The organism is Paenibacillus amylolyticus, assembly GCF_001570725.1.
Classification (GTDB): Bacteria; Bacillota; Bacilli; order Paenibacillales; family Paenibacillaceae; genus Paenibacillus; species Paenibacillus amylolyticus_A.
Window position 1 is genome coordinate 763,144 of the sequence record NZ_BCNV01000001.1, and the last position, 22,141, is coordinate 785,284.

Genomic DNA, 22,141 nt, shown 5'->3' on the forward strand with positions numbered 1-22,141 from the left:
CCTTTCATGTAAGTCGTTAATATAAGTAGTAACTGATAATTAATGAACCAGTGCTGAATTGGAAGGAAGCGGCAGTTGAAGAGCACCGATCTGCTCCAAATGCTGTACGATCTCCTGCACGGCGGCATCAATAGACCATTGCTCCGTATCGATAATGAACGAAGGAGATTTGGGTACATCATAGGGGGCGGAAATGCCTGTAAAATGTGGGATGTCACCATTGCGGGCTTTTTTGTACAGGCCCTTGGGATCACGCCGCTCACATTCTTCAATCGAACAGCGCACATAGATTTCAATGAAATCATCCGGTTCAAATAGCTGTCTAACCATCTCCCGATCCTGTTCATGAGGAGAGATAAAGGCTGAAAGGACGAACAGCCCGGCATCCAGCATTAACTTCGACACTTCACCAATTCGCCGCAGATTTTCTTGACGATCCCCAGCTGTAAAACCGAGATCCCGGTTCAGTCCATGGCGCACATTATCCCCGTCTAGAACATAACAACGCACGCCTTGGTCGTAGAGATACTGCTCCAGGGCAAATGCAAGGGATGACTTTCCTGCACCCGATAACCCGGTAAACCAGATGGCACGACTACGGTATCCATTATGTTTCTCCCGGTCTTGTCTGTTGATGCTGGATGATTGCCAGGTTATGTTGCGCTCTTCCTTTGACATGAGTATCCCGCCTTTTCCCTACCATGATATGTATAATATTTTAACATATTTACAAGATTATAGCACCTTACAGATTTCTTCAAAATAAGCGTGAATCGACAACATATCGGGTATAGATGTAGTACATACATAGCAGGAGGAACAATGTCATGAGTGAAAACATACAAAACATACAGGTTGGATTTAAGTGCCCGGATTGCCAGCAGGATGTCCGAGTGGAATTTATAGATGAACAGGTTAGCACGGTTCGTTGTAAAGGTTGTGACAGAGCGTACACGCTATTGAAACCAACCATCGGAGATGAGATTCTACTTGATTGGGAGCAGGAGGCTTTGTATCACAAGCTGAGGGCAGAGCGGTCTGAACTGGATAATCACAATATGTCGGCCTTGATTATCAAAGTCATCGAGCTACTTACATGGCGTGATCGGGGAGATGGGCAGACCCGTGCGATACAGACTGTGAGGGAGTGGCTCGCTTCCAGTGGCAAACCACAGACTTTGCTCGAACTGTTTCATCAAACGCCGCCACAACATGAAAATAAACGTTTTGATCGTTAATGATTTACATACATTAGCCGTTCCTGTGGCATATTAGCTGAAGGTGTTCGTGTGTGCAAACGACTAACCGAATTTTGCAGGAACAGGAGCGGATAGAATGAAGCGAATGGTTCTATACATACTGTTGGGGCTATTATCCATCAGTATGGTACCGGCACAGGCTGAAGCATCGCCGGTTACCGGAGCTTATCACTTTGGCTTCAAGAAAAGTCAAAATGGTCAGCTCCCCTCCATTGACCAGGAAGGCTTTAAATCGATTTTACAACATAACGATGCCATTTTCCTGGGGGATACGAAGCAGAAGGAATTGTATCTCACGTTTGATAACGGGTATGAGAATGGGTTCACGCCTGCCATACTGGATGTTTTGCGTGCCAAGAAGGTGCCTGCGGCTTTCTTTGTGACTGGTCATTATCTCAAGGATCAACCTGAGTTGGTCAAACGCATGGCGGCTGAAGGTCATATTGTGGGTAACCATTCATGGAGCCATCCAGATATGACCCGCATCTCCAATGAGAAGCTTAGGCTGGAACTGGATAAGGTCAAGTCGGAAGTGAATCGGCTAACGGGTCAACAAGCGACCTTTTTGCGGCCACCACGTGGAATTTTTAACAATCGTACGCTCGCAGAGAGTCATGCCCAAGGGTATGTGAATGTGTTCTGGTCTGTTGCGTATAAAGACTGGGATACGAATGTGCAGCGTGGTGCACAATATGCTCATCAGCAGGTGTTGAAACAGCTGCATCCGGGGGCTGTCATTTTGCTTCATTCGGTATCCAAAGACAACACGGAAGCTCTGGGTTCCATTATCGATGAGGCGCGTAAACAAGGATATGCTTTTAAAAGTCTGGATGATTTGCGGACCAAAAGTTATTGATGCATTTTCAGCATGACCCGTCGGTTTAAACGAAAGATCGTTCCTTAGGTTTAGCAAAATGGTAAAGGGCATCCTGAGCGATTAAGCTCGGAATGCCCTTTTTGTGTTGTATCGGTATGTCGGTTGCAAGTATTGGATGTGACCACATACAGATCCAGAAGATAGGATCTAGTTATACGATACAATGTTGTGTGTAACTATATAACTGTATTATAGATAATTCCAATCGTTTTGGGACCGCAGTGACTGCATATTACACACCCCGCAGTGGTTAGTTCCACCCGGGCACCCGTCTGTTCTTGCAAAGACTTCTGCAGGTCGAGCGCATCGTCTTCAGCCATGGTATGCACAACGATCAGCAGGTCGGAATCAATCTGTTCCTTCGCGCTGAGCGTATTTTGCAGCATTTGTTCGAGGGCTTTCTCCCGTTTCCCGCGCACTTTATAGGCAGGTGCCATTTTGCCATCCGTTACTCGGATGACAGGGCGTATCTTCAACAGACTGCCAATCAGGTTCTGCATGCCTGAACAACGCCCGCCTTTGTGCAGATACTCCAGTGTATCTATGACAAACTCCGTGCGCACATTTGGTTTCATTGCCTCAATCAGGTGTGTAATCTGAGTCAGGTTTTGTCCTTTATCGGCCGCATGTACTGCTTTCATCACCATAAGAGCAATTCCGGATGAGAGATTCTGTGAGTCGATGACGGAAATTCGACCTTCCGGAAACTCGGAACTCGCGAGTCGTGCATTTTGGTAGGTAGAGGAAAGTTCAGAGGATAAACTGATATATAAAATTTCATCCCCTTGGTCTATGTAAGGTTGAAAGGCCGTCATGAAATCAGCAGGTGAAGGTGCAGCTGTTTTGGGAAGACGCCCATCTTGACTGACACGTTCATATAGCTGTTCAGGCTTAATCTCAGCACCGTCTTTCAATGATTCTTCACCGAACACCACATACAGGGGGATGATACCGATATCGTGTTGCTGGATCCATTCGGGAGCCAGATCACTTGTGCTGTCCGCAAAAATTTTGATTCGTGACATGTCAATCTCCTTTGAAATACAAGAATTTTTAGCAAAATAATATAGATTATATCCAGGTGTAAACCCATTCATTTTAATTATAAGGAAACATGACGCTGATGCAAATGGTTACATCATGCTCATGCCTGCCAAAATAAGACCAATGAATGCCAGAATGATGATCCCATTTAACAGCGTCCCGATAATGGCAAAGACTTTCTTGCGATTCTTGAGGATAAGACCAATGATTCCTAGGATGCCTCCGGCCAGGTTAAGAATCAGGCAAACCAGTATAGATAAGGAAGCCAGAATTACCGCTGGATGCAGGGCAAGCTCTTCTGCTTGCAACGGAGTGAGAACTTCGATTGAATCGTTTAGAGCCATGGCGGCAATAAAGAATATCAGAATGTAACCCACGACTGCGACCAATCCAATGATAAAGCTGGCGATTCCAGGTCCGGAATGTTTTAGTGGAGCCATGGGTTGCCTCTCATGATCTGGAGGGTATGGTTCAACCATGTTGTTATTATATTGATCTGTGTTGTTATAACCTGAATTGTAGGAATTGTGATTATCCATAATTGTAATATCCCTCCCTTAATCATCGTACTGAGTGTTATTAACCTAATCGGCGTAAACCAATCTTTTTGAACTTGCACTTAAAATACAACGAATGCATACCTGTTTACTTTTCCATAATTATCGATAAAAATCAAGGATTTACGCCAGTTTTCTATGATACATAGGGTAGGGATAGGAATAGTAAGTATAAACAGACATATGATCTGTCAAGCTCCGCCCTGACTGGTAAAGGGTGAGTGGATTCGCTACAATAAAAGAAGGGAAGAGTTGAATTAAGGGAGAGAACTTACATGCAACGAAGATGGATGATGCTTGGAGCTGTAATGACCATGTTATCGGTGGCAATCGGTGCGTTTGGCGCACACATGCTCAAGGATACAATTGGACCGGCGGCCATAGCTACATATGAGACGGGTGTGCAATATCACATGATTCATGCAGTGGCCTTGCTCATTATCGGCTTGACGGCGGGTCAGCTTGGGGCATCTACGAAACTGAAATGGGCCGCGCGTCTGTTGTTTATCGGAATTATCGTGTTTTCGGGCAGCTTGTATGTGCTCAGTATTTCCGGTATCAAGATTCTGGGAGCCATCACACCGATTGGTGGGGTAGCCTTCATTGCCGGATGGTTGTTACTGGCATTAGATGTATGGCAGAGAGGTAAGGATCGCTCATGATCCAGCTGAATCAATCTTGTAGGATCATGATTCATTGAACTTAAAAAGCAACTTGCGTTAGAATGTCACGTCATTCTAACGCAAGTTGCTTTTTGTTTTAATCAGATGAAGTTAGAAGTTAGTTACAGAAACTCATCGATTTCATTGGTTCGGAACGTATACACTTGTTTTTCATCTACATGGTAGATACTCACCACACTGGTATCCCGATCAAAATTCAAAATGCGGCAAGGAATGCTCTGATGTTTACCGTTCTTGTTGTTGACAACAATACGGGTTAGACGATTCTCTTTAATAAGCGTGTCAATCCACGCATCAAACGAATTTCCATCGGAAACATTGGATGTTTGGGGGGCAGGCTTTTTCTCGCTAACTGTTTTTTCTTGCTGATTCTGTGCTTTGACTGGAGCAGGTGAGGCAGGTGTCTGAGTTGCAGTGGACGCCTTCTGTGCTGCGTTGGCTTGTGATTTTTTACGTTCATTGTGAAGTGTGACGAAGGAGTCCTTCTTGGACTGGAGTGTCGCTTCAATAATTTTGCCTAGCTCTATGCCGGATTGAATCCGAAAGTCCGCAATTTGTTCCTCTTTGTTTATGAGCTCCAACAGGGACTGCAGTGCCAATGCATTTGAGCGGCTCTTAATAAGTATATCGACATTAAATAGAAAGCCGATTTCCTCTTGATTGGATAAGGTTTCTTTCATTCATCCCAGCCCCGTTAAAAAGTATGTCAGCATATAAAACGCTTCAATACACTATATCATTAAAAAGGTAATAATCATAGTGCTTGAGACGCAGAAAATGAGTTGATATATTGGAAAAATGTTGCAATAAATCTCCACTATTCACGTCTTTCCGCAGGTGGCCATTGTGGTTGAAGAGCATGTATTGGATGAGGTAGAAGTCAAACTGCCCAAAACAACGTTGCTAACCATTAGTATGTCCAAAGGATATATCATGTGTGAACAACTACTGTATCTTGTTTTTTAGTAGAGTCGCAAAGTGCTGGGACACGTCATGAACCTTATGAGAAAAGATTTCATTAGGTTTAAAAAATTTTTGAATGGACTTGCTTTATTCGATTCTGAAATTATGTACTCACAAATAAATTGGAGATGGATTGAGGAGGGTTTTAAAATCGGTATGGAATGGTGTAGTGAATACACAACCTGTCTTCTTGTTATGGTACAATGAGTTCATCAAACTTTAAGGAATGAAGACCATGCGTCAAGAGGACAGCGTATTTGAACAGATTATGAAGCAGAAGAGATTGAAGCGTATCAATCCTGAAATTAATAAACTTCAAGTCAAACCAATACATAAAAAGAAACTAGCTCAGGAGCAATTAAGTGAATCGGATGTCCGGTCCAAAAAGTCGATAGCTGAATCAATAGATCGCAGTGTCCTTCATAGACGTGTACTGGGAATTAGAAGAGATTTGACGGAGATAAGGCGATTAAAGAATGATGAACATACGTTTTAAGGTAGGCCCAATTTGAGAAGCTGAGGATATTATTGTGATGGAATAAAGCCATTGTAATTGTCTGCAAGTACTGAGCATTTTAATCAGATGTCAACTGACGGAATTGAGCGTACTCTCCCCTGATTTGGTTGAAGCGTAAAGAGTAAAAAAAGGGGCGCCAATTATTGACGTCCCCACTAGTATTCGCTATTCATCTTTTTTCTGAAAGTCTTCTTGTGTTACGGTAATCTTGCTTCCATCTCCAAAAGTATAAACGTAATGGTTACCTACTTTTTCAATACTTCCTTTACGCTTTTTCTCTTCTTCCCGTTCTGCTTTTTTCTTATCCACTCTAATGAAGAAGAAAGCAAATATTATATGTATTATAATAAATAATGCAGTCCATTTTAAGATGCTAAGAAGTAAGCCATCAAATAAATCGTTATTGTAGGCAACTCTGTAATAATGAACTGCCATCATAAACAACCAGCCCGTGAAATTGTAAAGAAATGAAGCATGTACCAATACTTTTTCTTCAAGTGCGGCTAAACCTGAAAGGACACCCAATAATCCAGTTATACTAATACACAAGACCATACCAAAGTTCATTGTCTCTTTTTTATAGAACCTACCTGTACCTTCAAGTGGAATTCTAATATCAGTGAAAAGAACAAACGACAACATGATCAGTACAAGTACAGTTATAAAAAAAGATACTTTATAAATCGAGTTCATATTTCCCTCCTTCCCGATTAATATCATTATCGGTTATTCAACGTATTATATGAATATTTACCTTGCATCTAATCCCATAGACCCACTCCTTTTGGCATAGTATAATCATTCCATAATTTAGGAAACGAGGTCTACGTATGAAGAAGTTGGTTTTATCGTTTTTAGCCTTGAAACAGTAAAAAGTAAAGATTTTACCTACGTAGTTTATAAAACAAAAGGATTTAGGAAGAATGCGAATCTGTATTACTTGTTTTACAAAAACAAATTAGTCCGTGCAATGTATGTATTTGACCCAAACAATACTAATGGAACTACAATGCACTTGATAGGTGAATATTTCAGTTTAAAGCGAGATCTATTTGAAACATATGACAGATCTATTAACAACAGAGACATTCTTGATCGAAGCGGCAAGCGTGTCACTATGTATGATGGCGAAGAGAAAGATCTAGCTGCTGGAAAGATAAGCTACCAATGCTATTGGATAGTAGATAAGAAAAAAACACATATTAGTCTTTCCCTCTCTATCTTTGGAAGCTTCTTAATTAATCGAGTAATCTACAGCGACAACTCTCTGGACTTCGATATCGATGAACTAATGGATTCTATGTAAAGTGTAGGTTAAATCAGTGAAGGAGCTGCCTCATTTCTTAGGTAGCTTTTTATTTTCCAACTAAGCATATTTCTAATATCTAAGTCTGCGAAGAGAATTATCAACAATGTATTTGAACTGTAAGTACCTACATTTTCTCAAACACGGCAGGTGTCCACACGACAATCCAGAATGAGGCATACAATTATCGTGACCTGTGGAAGAGGAGGTGGATCGGGAAATTATGGTGACGATGGAGCCTATTGTAGTTGGAGAGCATGTATTGGTTGGGGTAGAAGTTAAGCTGCCCAAAACAACGTTGCTGACCATTAACACATCCAAAGGATATATCATGTGCGGAGCACTCGACGTGGGATTACTTAATGAGAAGCTCGGGGATCGCAAAATTATTGCAGCTCGGGCGGTTGGTGTGCGTACACTAGAGCAGTTGCTGCATGCACCTATGGAGTCGGTGACAACAGAAGCCGAGGCCATGGGCATTACGGTTGGCATGACGGGTGTAGAGGCTTTGTTGAAAATGATCTAATCACTAACAAAAGGGCTCCCCATATGGGAAGCCCTTCTTTAGCGTCGTAATTCAGAACTAGTGCACGTCGTATCCACCAACGATATGCACCAACTCTATATACACAAACTTTTTTTAAATACTCTTCATAAGTTAAGCTTCTTCCTTCGCGAACAAGGCAGCCAGATTTTCTTGGAAAGGAGCGCGAACAACGCCTTTCTCCGTGATAATAGCTGTTACATATTCGTTAGGCGTTACGTCAAACGCTGGATTGTATACTTTAACACCTTGCGGTGCGGTACGTTTACCAAATCCTTCAGTCACTTCCTCCGCAGCACGTTCCTCAATCGGAATGAGGTCTCCCGATGGAGTGGACAAGTCGATGGTCGACAGTGGGCTTGCTACATAGAAAGGAATATTGTGAGCCTTGGCAAGCACGGCCACACTGTAGGTTCCGATTTTGTTAGCTACATCGCCATTCGCAGCAACACGATCTGTTCCGACGATAACGGCTTGAATCCAGCCTTTGGACATGACCATGCCTGCCATGTTATCACAGAGCAGCGTAACGTCAATGCCGGCTTGCTGTAACTCAAATGCAGTCAGGCGTGCACCTTGAAGTACAGGACGAGTCTCGTCTGCAAATACTTTGAGATGGATGCCACGTTCCTGTGCGAGATACATTGGAGCAGTTGCCGTACCGTACTTCGCTGTAGCCAGTCCGCCTGCATTACAGTGGGTGAGTACACCCATACCATCTTCGAACAAAGGTAGTGCATTCTCGCCGATCATGCGGCACACTTCTTCGTCTTCCTTCTGAATCAACAGGGCTTCTACTTCAAGAGCAGTATTACCCTCTTCCAGACTCAGGCCGGATTCAACGACCTCATTTGCTTTTTGCATCATGCGATCCAGTGCCCAGAACAGGTTCACCGCTGTTGGACGGGAAGTAGCCAGATGAGCACATATGGATTTTACGTGATCCAGCCAGCCTTGAATGGTCGTTCCGTCATATGACTTCGCACCCAGTACGACACCAAATGCAGCAGCAATGCCAATTGCTGGAGCACCGCGTACTTTCATGGAGTGGATGGATTCCCATACTTCTTCGGGTGTGTACAATTTCAGCATGAGGATGGTTTCGGGCAGCAGACGCTGGTCAAGCATTTCAAGCTTGTCCTTTTTCCAGATGAGAGAGGACAGAGGCTGATATTCAGGGGTTGTCATGGATGATTCCTCCGTTCCTTATGTTAAGCCTTAGTAGTTGAGACAGCTGTAGATACAAGATCCAGCACTTCACCGATGGTATTCAAGCGGCGATTGTTTTTGATTAACGCTTTACCAATGGCCAATGATTTACGCTGAGAACGTTCACGTTCGGTCGCATCGGAGATGGTATCTATATCCGCCACGTGAGCGAGGCCCACAATACGACGAACCATTTTGGCACCTGCGAAGCCGATCGAATCTTTGAACAATTGTTGCACATACAGATCCTGGTACCCTGGCGTTTTCGCCATTGGATCAATCAGGTCGTTAGCCCAGAGGGCACGGAAACGGGATTCGAACTCAGTCCATACATCACGAACCATATTCAGCAAAAGCGTTTCACGTTCACGCAAAGCGGTCTCATCCTGAATCCATCCTGGCAAGGATGCGTAATTCAAGAGCAGATTCGCAAGGACTGCACCGACATCGAATCCCATAGGGCCGTAATAGGCAAATTCGGGATCAATGACCTTCGTCGATTCAGGTGTAACAAAAATACTGCCTGTATGCAGATCTCCGTGAAGCAGTGCCTGCCCATGTGTCAGGAATTTTTCCCGCAGCAAGGCCACTTCAAGGTGAAGTTCTCCATCTGTACGAAGGGCTTCAGCTTCATCTTCAATGGAAGAATCATAATTATTTTTCTCGGCGATCCGGTAGGGTTCATCAAAGATCAGATCTTCCGTTATTTTGCATTGGTCCGGATTAATGAATCTGCCCTGTTGTTCCTTCTTCAATTGCTGATCCATGCCCAAGTCGGATGTGAAGAACAGCGTTCTTGCCATGAATTCCCCAATATGCTGTGCAAAAAGAGGATAGGTAACACCTTCGATTAGGCCTTTGCGCATGATCACATGATCACTCAGATCTTCCATAACCGTTAACGCGAGGTCATCATCGTAATGATACACTTTGGGTACCATCCCTGGACACAGACGATACTCTTCCTGAAGAATCTCACGTTCGATTCGGGCGCGCACCAGAGACAGTGGCCATGATTCTCCAACCACTTTCGCATAAGGAAGCGCCTGTTTGATAATGATACTTTTATCGGAGTTCTGATCCGTAATGTGGAATACCAAATTCAGATTGCCGTCGCCGATCTCGTGACAATCCAGATTCGCATCTGCCGCAAATGGACCCGGTAATGTTTTGGCCAGTTCAATTGCATCCTGGGGGGTAAAAGGGTGATATTGGGACAAAGGTGCCACCTCCATATATATGAAGAAACAGGAAAACCCACTTCTTTGCTTGGTATATGTCAGTATATCGGAAATAGCGCGGTTTTTGAACTTTTTTTTGAGACAAGCCAAGGCGATCCTGATTCGAACTTCCTGTTCAAGGGTAAAAACAAATAGGCCGGACGGTTGAGAGAAACGCCGCGAGCAGGCCTCCCCGCTACCAAGCGGTGACACATTATTAACTCTCTGTTATACAGTGCAGGACAACCTGATTACCGCTGCATGACAGACTAATTTTAAATAAAGGATGGGATTAATATGGCTACAACAAACAAAACAGATCAAGCAAAATCAGTGGAACAAGTACTTAATCGTCAGGTGGCTAACCTGAACGTATTGTATGTCAAAATCCATAACTATCACTGGTACGTTAAAGGACCTAACTTCTTCACATTGCATGTGAAATTCGAAGAGTTCTACAACGAAGTTACGGTGCAAATGGATGAAATCGCTGAGCGTATTCTTACGCTGAAAGGCAGCCCAGCGGCTACAATGAAAGAATATCTGGAGCTTTCCTCTATCCAGGAAGCAGCAGGCGGCGAAGACGCGAAAACAATGGTGCAAAACCTGATCGAGGACTTCGCTACACTTTCGAATGAATATCAGGAAGGGATCGAAGTTGCAGATGCAGCTGAAGATCAACCAACATCCGATATGCTGACAGGCTTCAAGGCGGATCTGGAGAAACATATGTGGATGCTTCGCTCTTTCCTGGGCTAATAAATCTACTATTGTAGCCTAATACAAGTGTGTCTCTTACGTAAGCCTTCTGCTCCCCGATCTGTTGTCAGAAATGCCCTGAGCGTCTATACTGCTGACAAGAACGAGAGGGGAGAGAACCGCTTATGTTAGAACCAACGATACCGGCTTTAAAAGAATGGGCTTCTGCAATCAAAGCACTGGAAACGGGTCGCCAGATTATGGTGATGCGCAAAGGTGGGATTGTAGAGGAAACCCGACATTTTGAGCTGAAAAGTCCAGCATTTTACCTGTATCCGACTTATGAACATCAGCGTAAAGAACTGATTAAGTCCTCGGATCAATCCTATGTTGAAGAATCATTGGCCGAATGGGTGCCCGAAGCTTCAACAATCCGCGTTACGGCATACGCTGAAGTAACGCAGGATCTGGAGATACGAGATCAGGAGATGCTGGATCGACTTCTTGACTTTCATATGTGGACAGCGGATTTTGCCGAAGACCGTTTGAAATGGAAACGGAAAGATCCGCTCCATGTATTGATTTTACGTGTGTACCGTTTGAAAGAACCGATGGAGATCCCCGTACTGCCTGAATATAATGGTTGCCGTTCATGGATTTCTATTCCGAATGGTCCGGTGCCGCGCGAAATGACGCCGGTGGTGGACGTTGCGGATTTTGACGAACAGGTACAGAAGATTAACGAGATGCTCAAAATGTAAATGGTAACGTTATTAACGGAGGGACTTGTCCATAATATGGATAAGTCCTTTTTTGGATTAGTGTACAGCAGATAACATAAAAGCTTGAATTGCTGTGATTTTTCTCACTGTACATTTGCAGGTAAGATGTTTTCTAATTTGATTCAATTTGTCTTTTATTATAGAATCAGAAAGAATAATGTTTCCTGCAAGGGACAAAGGTTCTTAGGAAATGACTTGATTATCATTGAGAATCAGTTTAGAATTATTCTAAAGTGTTCTTCCTTTACAGAATCAAGTACAGGAGAAATTCAGGGGAAGCCCTGTTCAGATATAATAGGCGCTTTTTCGTTTTCGACAACAAACATCAATTTAATCAATGGAGGGAAACAATACACATGGCTACGAATTTCGTCATTGAAGGTCTGAAAGCGACGATCGAAGGTAAGGAAATCCTGAAAGGCATCAACCTGGAAATGAAAGGTGGAGAAATCCACGCAATCATGGGACCGAACGGAACAGGTAAATCCACTCTGGCTTCTGCATTGATGGGCCACCCTAAATATGAAGTAACAGACGGTACAATTACACTTGATGGTGAAGATGTATTGGATATGGCTGTAGATGAGCGCGCACGTGCAGGTCTCTTCCTGGCTATGCAATACCCAAGTGAAATTGCAGGTGTTACGAACTCCGACTTCTTGCGTAGTGCAATCAATGCACGTCGCGGCGAAGGTAACGAGATCTCCCTGATCAAGTTCATTCGTCAAATGGAAGGTAAAATGAAAGAACTCGACATGAACCCTGAGTTCGCTCACCGTTACCTGAATGAAGGTTTCTCCGGTGGTGAGAAAAAACGTAACGAAATTCTGCAAATGATGCTGCTTGATCCGAAAATCGTAGTACTTGATGAAATTGACTCCGGTCTGGACATCGATGCTTTGAAAATCGTTGCAAACGGCGTAAACGCAATGAAGAGCGAAGATCGTGGTTTCTTGATCATCACTCACTATCAACGCCTGCTTAACTACATTACTCCTGACTATGTACACGTTATGATGCAAGGTCGTATCGTGAAATCCGGCGGACCTGAACTGGCACACCGTCTGGAAGCTGAAGGATATGACTGGGTTAAGGAAGAACTGGGAATTACAGACGAAACTGTAGGTCAAGAAGCGTAAAGACAAAACGGAGGAGGATTAATCAATGACTACACAAACAATTCTTCCGGTTGAATCTGAAGCGCTTCGCGCCTTGTCGGAAAGCAACAATGAACCCGGCTGGTTGACCGAACAGCGGCTCGAAGCTTTAAAGCTTGCGAGCGGGCTTGCGCTTCCTAAACTGGAAAAACAAAAAATTGAACGCTGGAATGTCAGCGAGTACGGAACATATAAAGCAAGTGAAGCTATTTCTTCTTTGACAGAAGTACCTGCTTCCATTAAAGATCTGGTTCAGGATCAAGCTGAAGGTAGCCTGGTTATCCAGCGCAATTCCGGTACGGTCTACTCCAAGGTGTCTGCTGATCTGGCGGCAAAAGGAGTTATCTTCACGGATCTGGCTACAGCGGTTCGCGAACATGGCGATCTGGTAAAACCATATTTGAACACAGCGGTGAAAGCAGATGAGCATTCCCTCGCTGCATTGCATGCGGCACTTTGGAATGGCGGGGTTTTCCTGTATGTTCCGAAGAACGTGGAAATTGAAGTACCACTGCAAGCAGTTCTGCTTACGGATGATGCATCTGCCACGTTTGCACCTCACGTGCTTGTTGTTGCAGAAGCAAACAGCTCTGTAACTTATGTGGATAACTATGTATCTGGCGAATTGTCCGCACCTGTTTTCCATAACGGTGTTGTGGAAGTATTCGCAAAATCGGGTGCTAAAGTACGTTTCGCATCGGTTCATCAACTGAGTGTGAATGTAACTGATGTTTCATTCCGTCGTGCAGTGTTGGAGAATGATGCTTCTATCGAGTGGATTGTGGGCGAAATGAATAACGGCGATACAGCGAGCAACACGATGACCGTGCTCAAAGGCAATGGATCAAGTTCGGATTCCAAAGTCATCGCTGTAGGTTCCGGTTCGCAGAAAATCAACTACACCACAGAAGCTCGTCACTTCGGCAAGAATACGCCAAGTCAGATGATTACACGTGCAGTTATGCGTGAAGAAGCTTCTGCAATCATTAACGGGATCACGAAGATTGAGAAAGGCGCTACCAAAGCCGATGGACAGCAGACAGAGAAAGTATTGATGCTGAGCCCTAAAGCACGTGGAGACGCTAACCCAATCCTTCTTATTGACGAAGATGATGTAACAGCAGGTCACGCGGCTTCTGTTGGTCAAGTCAATGCCGAGCAGATTCATTACTTGATGTCGCGCGGAATTAACCGTACGGATGCCGAACGCCTGATCATTTACGGCTTCTTGGCTCCGGTGGTGGCGGATATTCCTCTGGAAGCACTGCGTACCCAATTGCAGTCCCTGATCGAGAAGAAGCTGGGACAATGAACCCGTCCATTCGCGAGCAGTTCCCGATCCTCCACCAGGAAATTAACGGACACCCGCTCGTATATTTAGATAGTGCTGCGACTTCACAGAAGCCTCGTGCTGTGATCGAAGCAGTCAAACATTATTATGAGTATGAGAACTCCAACGTGCACCGCGGTGTTCATACTCTTGGAAGCCGTGCAACAGACGCTTACGAAGGCGCACGTGAGAAGGTAGCCAAGTTTATCAATGCCCGCCGTACACAGGAGATTATCTTTACCCGCGGGACAACGACAGCCCTGAATCTGGTGGCTTCATCGTACGCCCGCGCCAATTGCAAAGAAGGCGATGAAATTGTTATCACGCAAATGGAGCACCATAGTAATCTGATTCCTTGGCAGCAAGTTGCCAAGGAGACAGGTGCAACATTGAAATACATTCCGCTTCAGCCTGACGGTCATATTGAATTGTCTGATGTCGAGAAGACGATTACGAACAATACTAAAATTGTAGCGATCGCTTATGTATCCAATGTTATGGGGCTAATCCATCCTGTGAAACAAATTGCAGAAATTGCACACCGCAATGGTGCTGTCATTGTTGTAGATGGCGCACAAAGCACACCTCACATGAAGGTGGACGTTCAGGATCTGGACTGTGATTTCTATGCATTATCCGGTCATAAAATGTGCGGACCAACCGGAATCGGTGCACTCTACGGCAAAAAGGCGCTGCTGGAGTCCATGGAACCTATTGAGTTCGGCGGTGAAATGATCGATGATGTAGGTCTGTACGAATCCAACTGGAAAGAGCTTCCTTGGAAGTTCGAAGGCGGAACCCCAATTATCGCAGGTGCGGTAGGCTTGGGAGCTGCCATTGATTTTCTGGAACAGATTGGTATGGATGAGATTGCACATCATGAAAGTGTGCTGGCAGCTTATGCGACAGAACGTCTGTCCGAAATTGATGGGTTAACGATCTATGGCCCAGCTAAGCGGCATGTGGGTGTCGTTACCTTTAACCTGGGTGATGTTCATCCGCATGATGTGGCAACTGTGCTTGATGCGAGTGGCGTAGCCATTCGTGCCGGACACCATTGCTGTCAACCGCTAATGCGCTGGCTTGAAGTTAGTTCAACAGCTCGTGCCAGTTTCTATCTATACAATAACGAACAAGATGTAGATCGGCTTGTCAGCGCCTTAATCCAGACAAAGGAGTATTTTGGCGATGCAACTTGATGATCTGTACCGGCGTGTTATAATGGACCACTACAAAAACCCGCGTAACCGCGGAACATTTGATAATGACGCTGTCACGGTGAATTTGAACAATCCAACGTGCGGCGACCGGATTTCACTGCAAATTTTGCTGAAAGACGGAATCGTTCAGGAAGCCAAATATACGGGTGAAGGCTGTTCCATCAGCATGTCCTCGGCATCGATGATGACCGAGGCTGTCAAAGGCAAAACGATGGAACAGGCACTCGATATCGCTAACCGTTTTTCCTCACTGATGAAAGGTGAAGAAGTCGATTTCGACGATTATGAAGATCTCGAAGCCCTATCCGGTGTGAACAAGTTCCCTGCACGCATCAAATGTGCCACTCTGGCCTGGAATGCATTACGCAAAGGGATTGACGAAGAGAACAAAGTACAATAACGATAGGGAGGTAGAGCAAGATGGCTAAAAAAGCACCAGAAATGGAAGAGTACAAATATGGTTTCCGCGACGAGCACAAATCCATCTTTCAAACCGGTAAAGGTCTGACTGCAGAAGTGGTTACCGAGATTTCCAAGATTAAGAATGAACCGGATTGGATGTTGGAATTCCGTCTGAAATCTTTGAAACAATTCGAAAAGATGCCAATGCCGAAATGGGGCGGAGATCTCGACGGATTGGATTTCAATGAAATTCAGTACTACGTTCGTGCTTCTGAAAAACAAGGTAAAACATGGGAGGAAGTTCCTTCCGAAATCAAGGAAACCTTTGATAAATTGGGTATCCCTGAAGCGGAGCAAAAGTTCCTAGCAGGTGTATCGGCTCAGTACGAGTCCGAGGTTGTATACCACAACATGCAAAAGGAATTGGAAGACCAAGGTGTAATCTTCATGGATACGGATACGGCTCTTAGAGAGCATCCGGAAATCCTGCGTGAATATTTTGCAACGGTTATTCCGCCAGCAGATAACAAATTTGCTGCATTGAATAGTGCGGTATGGTCCGGAGGAAGCTTCATCTACGTGCCTAAGGGCGTTAAATGTGAAGTGCCTCTGCAAGCCTACTTCCGGATTAACTCCGAGAATATGGGACAATTCGAGCGTACACTCATCATTGCGGACGAAGACAGCTTCGTTCACTATGTAGAGGGCTGTACAGCTCCGATTTACAGCACGAACTCACTGCACAGTGCGGTCGTTGAGATCGTATGTAAGAAAAATGCACGTGTTCGTTACACAACGATTCAAAACTGGGCACCAAACATCTACAACCTCGTAACTAAACGTGCGGTTGCAGAAGAAAATGCAACGATGGAATGGGTCGATGGTAACATCGGTTCCAAACTGACGATGAAATATCCTGCGGTTGTACTGAAAGGCCGTGGAGCTAAAGGTTCCGTACTCTCCATCGCTGTAGCTGGTAAAAACCAGCATCAGGATGCAGGAGCGAAAATGATCCACTTGGCTCCGGATACAACCTCTACGATTGTATCCAAGTCCATTAGTAAACATGGTGGTAAAGTAACGTACCGTGGTTTGGCTTCCTTTGGACGTCAAGCAGAGGGCGCGAAATCCAATATCAAGTGTGATACGCTCATTCTCGATAATGAGTCCACATCGGATACAATTCCTTACAATGAAATCATGAATGATAACATCATGCTGGAGCATGAAGCTACAGTCTCCAAAGTGTCCGAGGATCAGCTCTTCTACCTGATGAGCCGCGGTCTGACGGATGCAGAAGCTACACAGATGATCATCATGGGCTTCATTGAGCCGTTCACGAAAGAACTGCCAATGGAATACGCAGTTGAGATGAATAGATTGATCAAGTTCGAAATGGAAGGCTCCATTGGTTAATCCAATGCAGCGCCTTTCGAAGCCGTGAAGCTGAACCCAGCTGCTGATGTTAAGCGGCAGATATCGTTTAATGTGATCGAATACCCTGTAGAGCAGACTCTTTAAAAGTCTCTCTATGGGGTATTTTTATTTTCCTGCGAGAAAGGTCCTATTTATACAAATGAAGCGAGCACATTTATTCTTCTCATAATGAATGTTACATATATTTGAATAGATTCAAATATGAGGGGGTATATGATGCGAAGAAGTATAGTCAAAAAGGGAGCATCCTTGGTATTGTCTGCTGTTGTTGCCTTTACGATCTCTCCATTATTTTCACCAACGGCAAGTGCAGCAGAAGGTGGAACGGTAACCGGTTCATTCAATGTACTTAGTTACAACGTAGGTGGTCTTCCGGATCTGGTATCCAGTTCGAACCCGAAGGAGTACACCGTTCAGATTTCTCCCAAATTAAATGACTATGACATCATTAATGTACAAGAGGATTTTAATTATCATAATGAGCTGATATCCCAAGTCACTCTGCCGTATTTAACAAAAACAAGCGGAATTGCCGGTTTTGGCAGTGGGTTGAACAGTTTATCCAAATATCCATTCCGTGACCTGAAGCGCATTACCTGGGAGAAGAGATCGGGTCTTTTTGACAATGGAAGTGATGAATTGACTCCGAAAGGATTCACCGCAGCTACTTATGAGATTGCACCTCAGGTGAAAGTAGACGTATACAATTTGCACGCGGACGCAGGTGGTGACGATAAGTCGCTTGAGGCCAGACGAGATAATATCAGACAGCTCTCCAACTACATAAAGGAGCACTCGGACGGGAACGCGGTTATCGTATTCGGGGATACCAATACACGGTACACCCGTTCCGCTGACAATATAGAGTTGCTCATGTCTGAAAATGGATTAAGAGATCCGTGGATCGATTTGATTCGAGGTGGGAGCATTCCTGCTGATGGAGATGCCCTTATGGATGCAACCAATTTAAATGGTCCGAACTATGAGATTGTGGACAAAATTTTGTATCGAGGAAGCAAAGCATTGTCACTTAATGCGCAGAGCTACCGTTTGGAAAATCAAACGTTTGTTGATCCGAGTGGAAAGCAACTCTCCGATCATTATCCGATTACAGCGGAATTCGTGTACAGTACATCTCCTCAGTACCAACTTAGTTCAACGATTGGAGGGTCCGGGGGAACTGGTTTTAATGATCTGAATCAGATTCCAGATGCCAGACCCAGCTCTGTAGTGCTTAACTCGGGCAACCGTGTAGATGGCATTTCAACGTTATATGGGGATGGAACGAACCTGGCACATGGCGGCCAATCGAACATTGCCACACTGAACCTGGCAGACGGAGAGTACTTAACTCAGGCTACAATTGGTCAGGGGACACGTAATGGAGATAAACGGATTTTTTACGTGGAGTTGTCCACCAATCTTGGAAATAAAATTGAAGGCGGACAAAAGACCTCGGATGAAATCAAACTTGAGGCACCAGCTGGTTGGTATATCGCCGGGTTTTATGGAAGAGCAGGACAGGAGTTGGATCAACTAGGTGTCATATACAGACCTCTGAATTAGAAGTGAGTAGTAGTTAAAATGAAATAATAATATATACATCTCATAGAATGTTCATAACGGCATAGTGCGCCGCTTGGAATATGCGTTGGAGAGACCATAAGGTTTTTCCAATACTATTCTGAGCGGTATTTTTTTGTAATAAAATAAGACCAATAGCACAAGCCATTTCATAGATTTAAGCATCTAATGATAGAAAAGGATGTGAGTGTATGAGCGTGAACCCTTTCGAGGGATACCGGATTACAAGTTCATTCGGCTATCGGATTCATCCCATTCATGGTGGACAGACGTTTCACCGCGGAATTGATCTCGTAACAGAGCCATGGAATGGTCCCGTCTATGCATTTATGGAGGGGAGGGTACGTTTTGCTTCCGAGGGAGTTACAGGCTCCGGATTCGGCGGCTACGGGCTTACAGTAGCACTTCAGGATCATCGAGGCTATTTGCATTGTTATGCGCACCTTTCGCGTATTGCTGTAACTGTTGGACAACGCGTGAAGCGAGGTCAGCTTATCGGCAATCAGGGAAGCACGGGTCAGAGCACCGGCCCGCATGTACATTATGAGATTCGTAAAACAAGTGCGCCATCGTATGGGTATACAGCCAGTGAAGATGGTGTGACGGAACCGGGAGCATATCTACAGGCAGAATACGGAACTGCATCTCAGGAACAGGAGGCTCCGCCGATGACCACTGAGCAGAAGAGAATGTTTGAAGCCATGCAGAAGACGCTGGAGATTCAGGGGGGATGGATTCAGCAACAGAAGCAGCTTTCCAATATGGCTTGTCCCACATGGGCGCAGGAAGCGTTTGACTATTATCGACCGTTTATTATGAACGACACAGGCAGTTATGAATTTTGGCGATTACTCGTCATCATGTACCGCAAGGAAAAGGGTATCCAGGTTTATTCGGATTCTGACATATAGCCTCCTGCAAAGAACAGGGAATAGCAGAAGGCGGATCCTCAGGTAGATTCCAGGCAGACAACCATTTATTAAATGTTGCCTGTTCGCCCGGTTCGTCTGGCGTGGAGCGTCATATGTTAGGGTATACCTGATGAAGAGGAGGCAATCACATGAGCGAAGTAGGATATGGCTGTGGGGGCAACGTAGGCGGAGTAGGCGGCGTTGGTGGATACAATATGTTCACAAACACTGGTGCGATCTTGGTACTGTTCATTCTGTTGGTGATCATTACGAAAGCATTCTGCGTGTAATCCAACATGAACGAATCGAGATAGACAAAAGGGAAGCCGTGATGGCTTCCCTTTTTACATATGCCAACCTATGAGTTGGTTATTCAAGCTAATGTTTGTTCCTTCGTATACATGCCTGCGTGCTGTGCAAAAATGAACCTAATGGCTTGTTGCATGCTTACTGTACATAGATTTCAACGATAGCAATATCTCTTTCCTTCGCTAAATCAATAAAGGCCGTAGAGGTCTGAACGAGTGGTCGGAAATAATCTGCAGGATTATTCATGACAATGAGTCCCGTCTGACCCGTGGTGAGCAGAACCCTTTTACCGATAAAATTAGGTAGCATGTGTTTGATCAGTTCCTGTGTTGCTTCACCATTTAACTGACCGAAGCTAAGGCTGTACAATTCGCACAGAACAGAGATAAGCTCCTGTTTGGTCTGATACACCCGATTGGTCGTCATGGCGCTGTATACGTCCGCTACAGCCGTTATACGGGCATATGGATGGATCTCGTCGCCTCGCAGTCCATGTGGATAACCACTTCCGTCCTCGCGCTCATGGTGCTGAAGGGCAACCGTTGCCAGAATTTCATCCTGCGTGGATTCTTTAATAATATCGTATCCATAGAACGTGTGTTTCTTCATTTCATCGAATTCTTCCGTGGTCAATTTACCCGGTTTATGTAACATTTCAGAAGGAATCTTGGACTTTCCGATATCATGAAGATATCCTGCTTTGGCTACCGTTAGACATTCCTCTGGGTTGTAGCCCATCCAGCCGGCGATATAAAAAGCGAGCATTCCGACTTGCAATGAATGGTTGTAGGTATAATCGCTATCCCCGTCCAGCATAAGCAACAAGGAGACAACATCTTTTTGTTTTTCCAGCTGTCCCGTTAGGGTAATTAAAATCTCATCGACCTGTGTCTCATCAATAAAACCCTTCTCCATCGCTTGCTGAAATAGAGATTCAGTACCTTTGATCGTATCGTTAAACAGATTAGTTAACAGACGGGTTTGATCGGAAGGTAAGGTTTGTTCATCAGAGTGTAGGTCGGATGTTGTATGTTCTACATCTGCGTAATCGATTCCATGTTGCAGCAGCTTGGATAGGTCATCTTCACTGAGGGTGGAACCTTTCATCAGCATGTGGAGACCCGAACTGTTGTATACATCATTTTTTAACAGGTCACCAGGTTTAAGATCAGTAACATGCACTCTCACGTATAAACCACCTTTTCCTCGACTAATATCGACACATATCATTATAATAACAAGAAAAAAATGGGTTGACAACGACTTATTTACTATTAAGTCACTCTGTCGAAAAAGGTGTAAGGACTCATTGTTTAGTTATCCATAGGGTTCCAGGGTCCTAGTTGATGTCCTTTCCATTCAGAACCATCTTCCCAAATTTCCTTTTTCCAGATGGGGACCGTCTGTTTGAGTCTTTCAATGGCGTAGCGGCTTGCATCATAACAGTCGTTGCGATGAGGCGAGGAAACGGCAATGACAACACTAATCTCTGCCACATCCACTTTGCCGATGCGATGACTGATTGCGCACAGTACACCAGGCCAGCGATCGGAGATCTCCGTACCAATGGCTGCCATCTGAGAAAGAGCCATCGGCACATAAGCCTCGTATTCCAGATGAACGGTGCGCTGTTCACCGGTCATTTCGCGAGTCGTACCTACAAAAGTAAGAGCTGCACCGTGATTCGCGGTAATGACCAGCGCCGTTGTAGCTTCCACAGACAGGGCGGACTCGGTAATCAAAAATAATCCATCTTCAGTCCGATGCTCAGGGGAGGCAGAATGATGCTTTTCACCGGGCATATCCGTACCATCACCTCCGGAGACGGGCGGAATCAAGGCAAGTTCGTCTTCTGACTTGAGTATCGTATCGGCAGGTGCGTACTGCTGGTTAACTGCCAAAAAGGATGTCCGTATCTGAGAAGCTGCCTCCGGGTAATCCAGACTCAGTTTTTCTTTTATATCGGCAGCAGTCGGAGCGTCTCCAGTGTACTCAAACTCCAGAAGGGATGTATTTAGACGTTCCGCAATGCCTGCAAATAGTTGAATTGTAAATTTCATGAATATGACTCACCTCTTTTTGATCTCTAAACCCTTTAAATATATCATAACGAAGCGGAAAATGTTATGCT

General features: G+C 44.7%; 24 protein-coding genes. 15 read left to right on the top strand and 9 right to left on the bottom strand.

Translation table 11 applies throughout. The features are described 5' to 3' along the window. Nucleotides 1–39: 39 nt before the first annotated feature. Nucleotides 40–678 carry an adenylyl-sulfate kinase gene (gene cysC / locus PAHA3_RS03590; RefSeq protein ID WP_062833509.1) on the bottom strand — a complete coding sequence of 213 codons (639 nt, stop codon included), beginning with the start codon at nt 676–678 and terminating at the stop codon, nt 40–42. Between the two features lie 149 nt (nt 679–827). On the opposite strand from cysC, the gene PAHA3_RS03595 reads away from it, so the two are divergent. Next, the gene (locus tag PAHA3_RS03595; protein ID WP_062833510.1) at nt 828–1,238 is read left to right on the top strand and encodes a hypothetical protein; all 411 of its coding nucleotides are present in this window, start codon (nt 828–830) and stop codon (nt 1,236–1,238) included. A 97-nt stretch (nt 1,239–1,335) separates the two neighbouring features. Further along, complete coding sequence (gene pdaA, locus PAHA3_RS03600) at nt 1,336–2,115, top strand: delta-lactam-biosynthetic de-N-acetylase (protein WP_062833511.1); 780 nt, start codon at nt 1,336–1,338, stop codon at nt 2,113–2,115. Nucleotides 2,116–2,312: 197 nt separating this feature from the next. Here pdaA and PAHA3_RS03605 read toward each other — a convergent pair whose 3' ends face one another. Both PAHA3_RS03605 and PAHA3_RS03610 read right to left on the bottom strand, forming a co-directional pair. Then, nucleotides 2,313–3,161: a DegV family protein gene (locus PAHA3_RS03605; protein ID WP_062833512.1), complete on the bottom strand. Its 849-nt coding sequence runs from the start codon at nt 3,159–3,161 to the stop codon at nt 2,313–2,315. A 108-nt stretch (nt 3,162–3,269) separates the two neighbouring features. Then, nucleotides 3,270–3,719, bottom strand: coding sequence for a hypothetical protein (locus PAHA3_RS03610; protein ID WP_062833513.1), 450 nt, complete (start codon nt 3,717–3,719; stop codon nt 3,270–3,272). A 293-nt stretch (nt 3,720–4,012) separates the two neighbouring features. Here PAHA3_RS03610 and PAHA3_RS03615 point away from each other — a divergent pair, with 293 nt between their 5' ends. Then, nucleotides 4,013–4,399, top strand: a complete 387-nt coding sequence (locus PAHA3_RS03615; protein ID WP_062833514.1) for a DUF423 domain-containing protein — start codon at nt 4,013–4,015, stop codon at nt 4,397–4,399. Nucleotides 4,400–4,521: 122 nt separating this feature from the next. Here the strand turns inward: PAHA3_RS03615 and PAHA3_RS03620 are convergent, their stop codons facing one another. Beyond that, nucleotides 4,522–5,100 (bottom strand): hypothetical protein, encoded by a 579-nt coding sequence (locus tag PAHA3_RS03620; protein WP_062833515.1) that lies wholly within the window; start codon nt 5,098–5,100, stop codon nt 4,522–4,524. Between the two features lie 518 nt (nt 5,101–5,618). Here PAHA3_RS03620 and PAHA3_RS03630 point away from each other — a divergent pair. Continuing rightward, nucleotides 5,619–5,879, top strand: a complete 261-nt coding sequence (locus PAHA3_RS03630; protein ID WP_062833517.1) for a hypothetical protein — start codon at nt 5,619–5,621, stop codon at nt 5,877–5,879. A 186-nt stretch (nt 5,880–6,065) separates the two neighbouring features. Here PAHA3_RS03630 and PAHA3_RS03635 read toward each other — a convergent pair whose 3' ends face one another. Then, nucleotides 6,066–6,593: a hypothetical protein gene (locus PAHA3_RS03635; protein WP_062833518.1), complete on the bottom strand. Its 528-nt coding sequence runs from the start codon at nt 6,591–6,593 to the stop codon at nt 6,066–6,068. A gap of 836 nt (nt 6,594–7,429) precedes the next feature. Here PAHA3_RS03635 and PAHA3_RS03645 point away from each other — a divergent pair. Beyond that, nucleotides 7,430–7,732, top strand: a complete 303-nt coding sequence (locus PAHA3_RS03645; RefSeq protein ID WP_017689545.1) for a YunC family protein — start codon at nt 7,430–7,432, stop codon at nt 7,730–7,732. A gap of 132 nt (nt 7,733–7,864) precedes the next feature. Here PAHA3_RS03645 and mtnA read toward each other — a convergent pair whose 3' ends face one another. Beyond that, a complete protein-coding gene (mtnA, locus tag PAHA3_RS03650; protein ID WP_062833520.1) occupies nt 7,865–8,938 on the bottom strand; it encodes an S-methyl-5-thioribose-1-phosphate isomerase in 1,074 nt (357 codons plus the stop codon). 23 nt (nt 8,939–8,961) lie between these two features. Further along, nucleotides 8,962–10,179, bottom strand: coding sequence for an S-methyl-5-thioribose kinase (gene mtnK / locus PAHA3_RS03655; protein ID WP_062833521.1), 1,218 nt, complete (start codon nt 10,177–10,179; stop codon nt 8,962–8,964). Between the two features lie 297 nt (nt 10,180–10,476). Here mtnK and PAHA3_RS03660 point away from each other — a divergent pair, with 297 nt between their 5' ends. The 10 genes from PAHA3_RS03660 (at nt 10,477) to PAHA3_RS30340 (ending at nt 19,991) form a co-directional block, all read left to right on the top strand. Further along, on the top strand, nt 10,477–10,938 hold the full coding sequence (locus PAHA3_RS03660; protein ID WP_062833522.1) for a Dps family protein: 462 nt from the start codon (nt 10,477–10,479) through the stop codon (nt 10,936–10,938). A 125-nt stretch (nt 10,939–11,063) separates the two neighbouring features. Beyond that, the gene (locus tag PAHA3_RS03665) at nt 11,064–11,639 is read left to right on the top strand and encodes a DUF1802 family protein (protein ID WP_062833523.1); all 576 of its coding nucleotides are present in this window, start codon (nt 11,064–11,066) and stop codon (nt 11,637–11,639) included. A 377-nt stretch (nt 11,640–12,016) separates the two neighbouring features. Beyond that, entirely contained in the window at nt 12,017–12,799 is a 783-nt protein-coding gene (gene sufC, locus PAHA3_RS03670; protein ID WP_062833524.1) for a Fe-S cluster assembly ATPase SufC, read from the top strand. 25 nt (nt 12,800–12,824) lie between these two features. Further along, a complete protein-coding gene (gene sufD, locus PAHA3_RS03675) occupies nt 12,825–14,129 on the top strand; it encodes a Fe-S cluster assembly protein SufD (RefSeq protein ID WP_062833525.1) in 1,305 nt (434 codons plus the stop codon). Continuing rightward, the gene (locus PAHA3_RS03680) at nt 14,126–15,346 is read left to right on the top strand and encodes a cysteine desulfurase (protein ID WP_062833526.1); all 1,221 of its coding nucleotides are present in this window, start codon (nt 14,126–14,128) and stop codon (nt 15,344–15,346) included. Before sufD ends, PAHA3_RS03680 begins: the two co-directional genes overlap by 4 nt. Beyond that, nucleotides 15,336–15,767 (top strand): Fe-S cluster assembly sulfur transfer protein SufU, encoded by a 432-nt coding sequence (gene sufU, locus PAHA3_RS03685; protein ID WP_017689537.1) that lies wholly within the window; start codon nt 15,336–15,338, stop codon nt 15,765–15,767. Before PAHA3_RS03680 ends, sufU begins: the two co-directional genes overlap by 11 nt. 20 nt (nt 15,768–15,787) lie before the next feature. Continuing rightward, entirely contained in the window at nt 15,788–17,185 is a 1,398-nt protein-coding gene (gene sufB, locus PAHA3_RS03690; protein WP_062833527.1) for a Fe-S cluster assembly protein SufB, read from the top strand. A 237-nt stretch (nt 17,186–17,422) separates the two neighbouring features. Then, entirely contained in the window at nt 17,423–18,772 is a 1,350-nt protein-coding gene (locus PAHA3_RS03695; protein ID WP_082762707.1) for a jacalin-like lectin, read from the top strand. 209 nt (nt 18,773–18,981) lie between these two features. Beyond that, the gene (locus PAHA3_RS03700; protein WP_062833528.1) at nt 18,982–19,701 is read left to right on the top strand and encodes a M23 family metallopeptidase; all 720 of its coding nucleotides are present in this window, start codon (nt 18,982–18,984) and stop codon (nt 19,699–19,701) included. A gap of 149 nt (nt 19,702–19,850) precedes the next feature. Next, the gene (locus tag PAHA3_RS30340; protein WP_017689533.1) at nt 19,851–19,991 is read left to right on the top strand and encodes a hypothetical protein; all 141 of its coding nucleotides are present in this window, start codon (nt 19,851–19,853) and stop codon (nt 19,989–19,991) included. A gap of 157 nt (nt 19,992–20,148) precedes the next feature. Here the strand turns inward: PAHA3_RS30340 and PAHA3_RS03705 are convergent, their stop codons facing one another. Together PAHA3_RS03705 and PAHA3_RS03710 are read right to left on the bottom strand one after the other, a co-directional pair. Beyond that, on the bottom strand, nt 20,149–21,198 hold the full coding sequence (locus PAHA3_RS03705; protein WP_062833529.1) for an HD-GYP domain-containing protein: 1,050 nt from the start codon (nt 21,196–21,198) through the stop codon (nt 20,149–20,151). Between the two features lie 125 nt (nt 21,199–21,323). Next, nucleotides 21,324–22,070, bottom strand: a complete 747-nt coding sequence (locus PAHA3_RS03710; protein ID WP_062833530.1) for a molybdenum cofactor biosynthesis protein — start codon at nt 22,068–22,070, stop codon at nt 21,324–21,326. Nucleotides 22,071–22,141 lie beyond the last annotated feature (71 nt).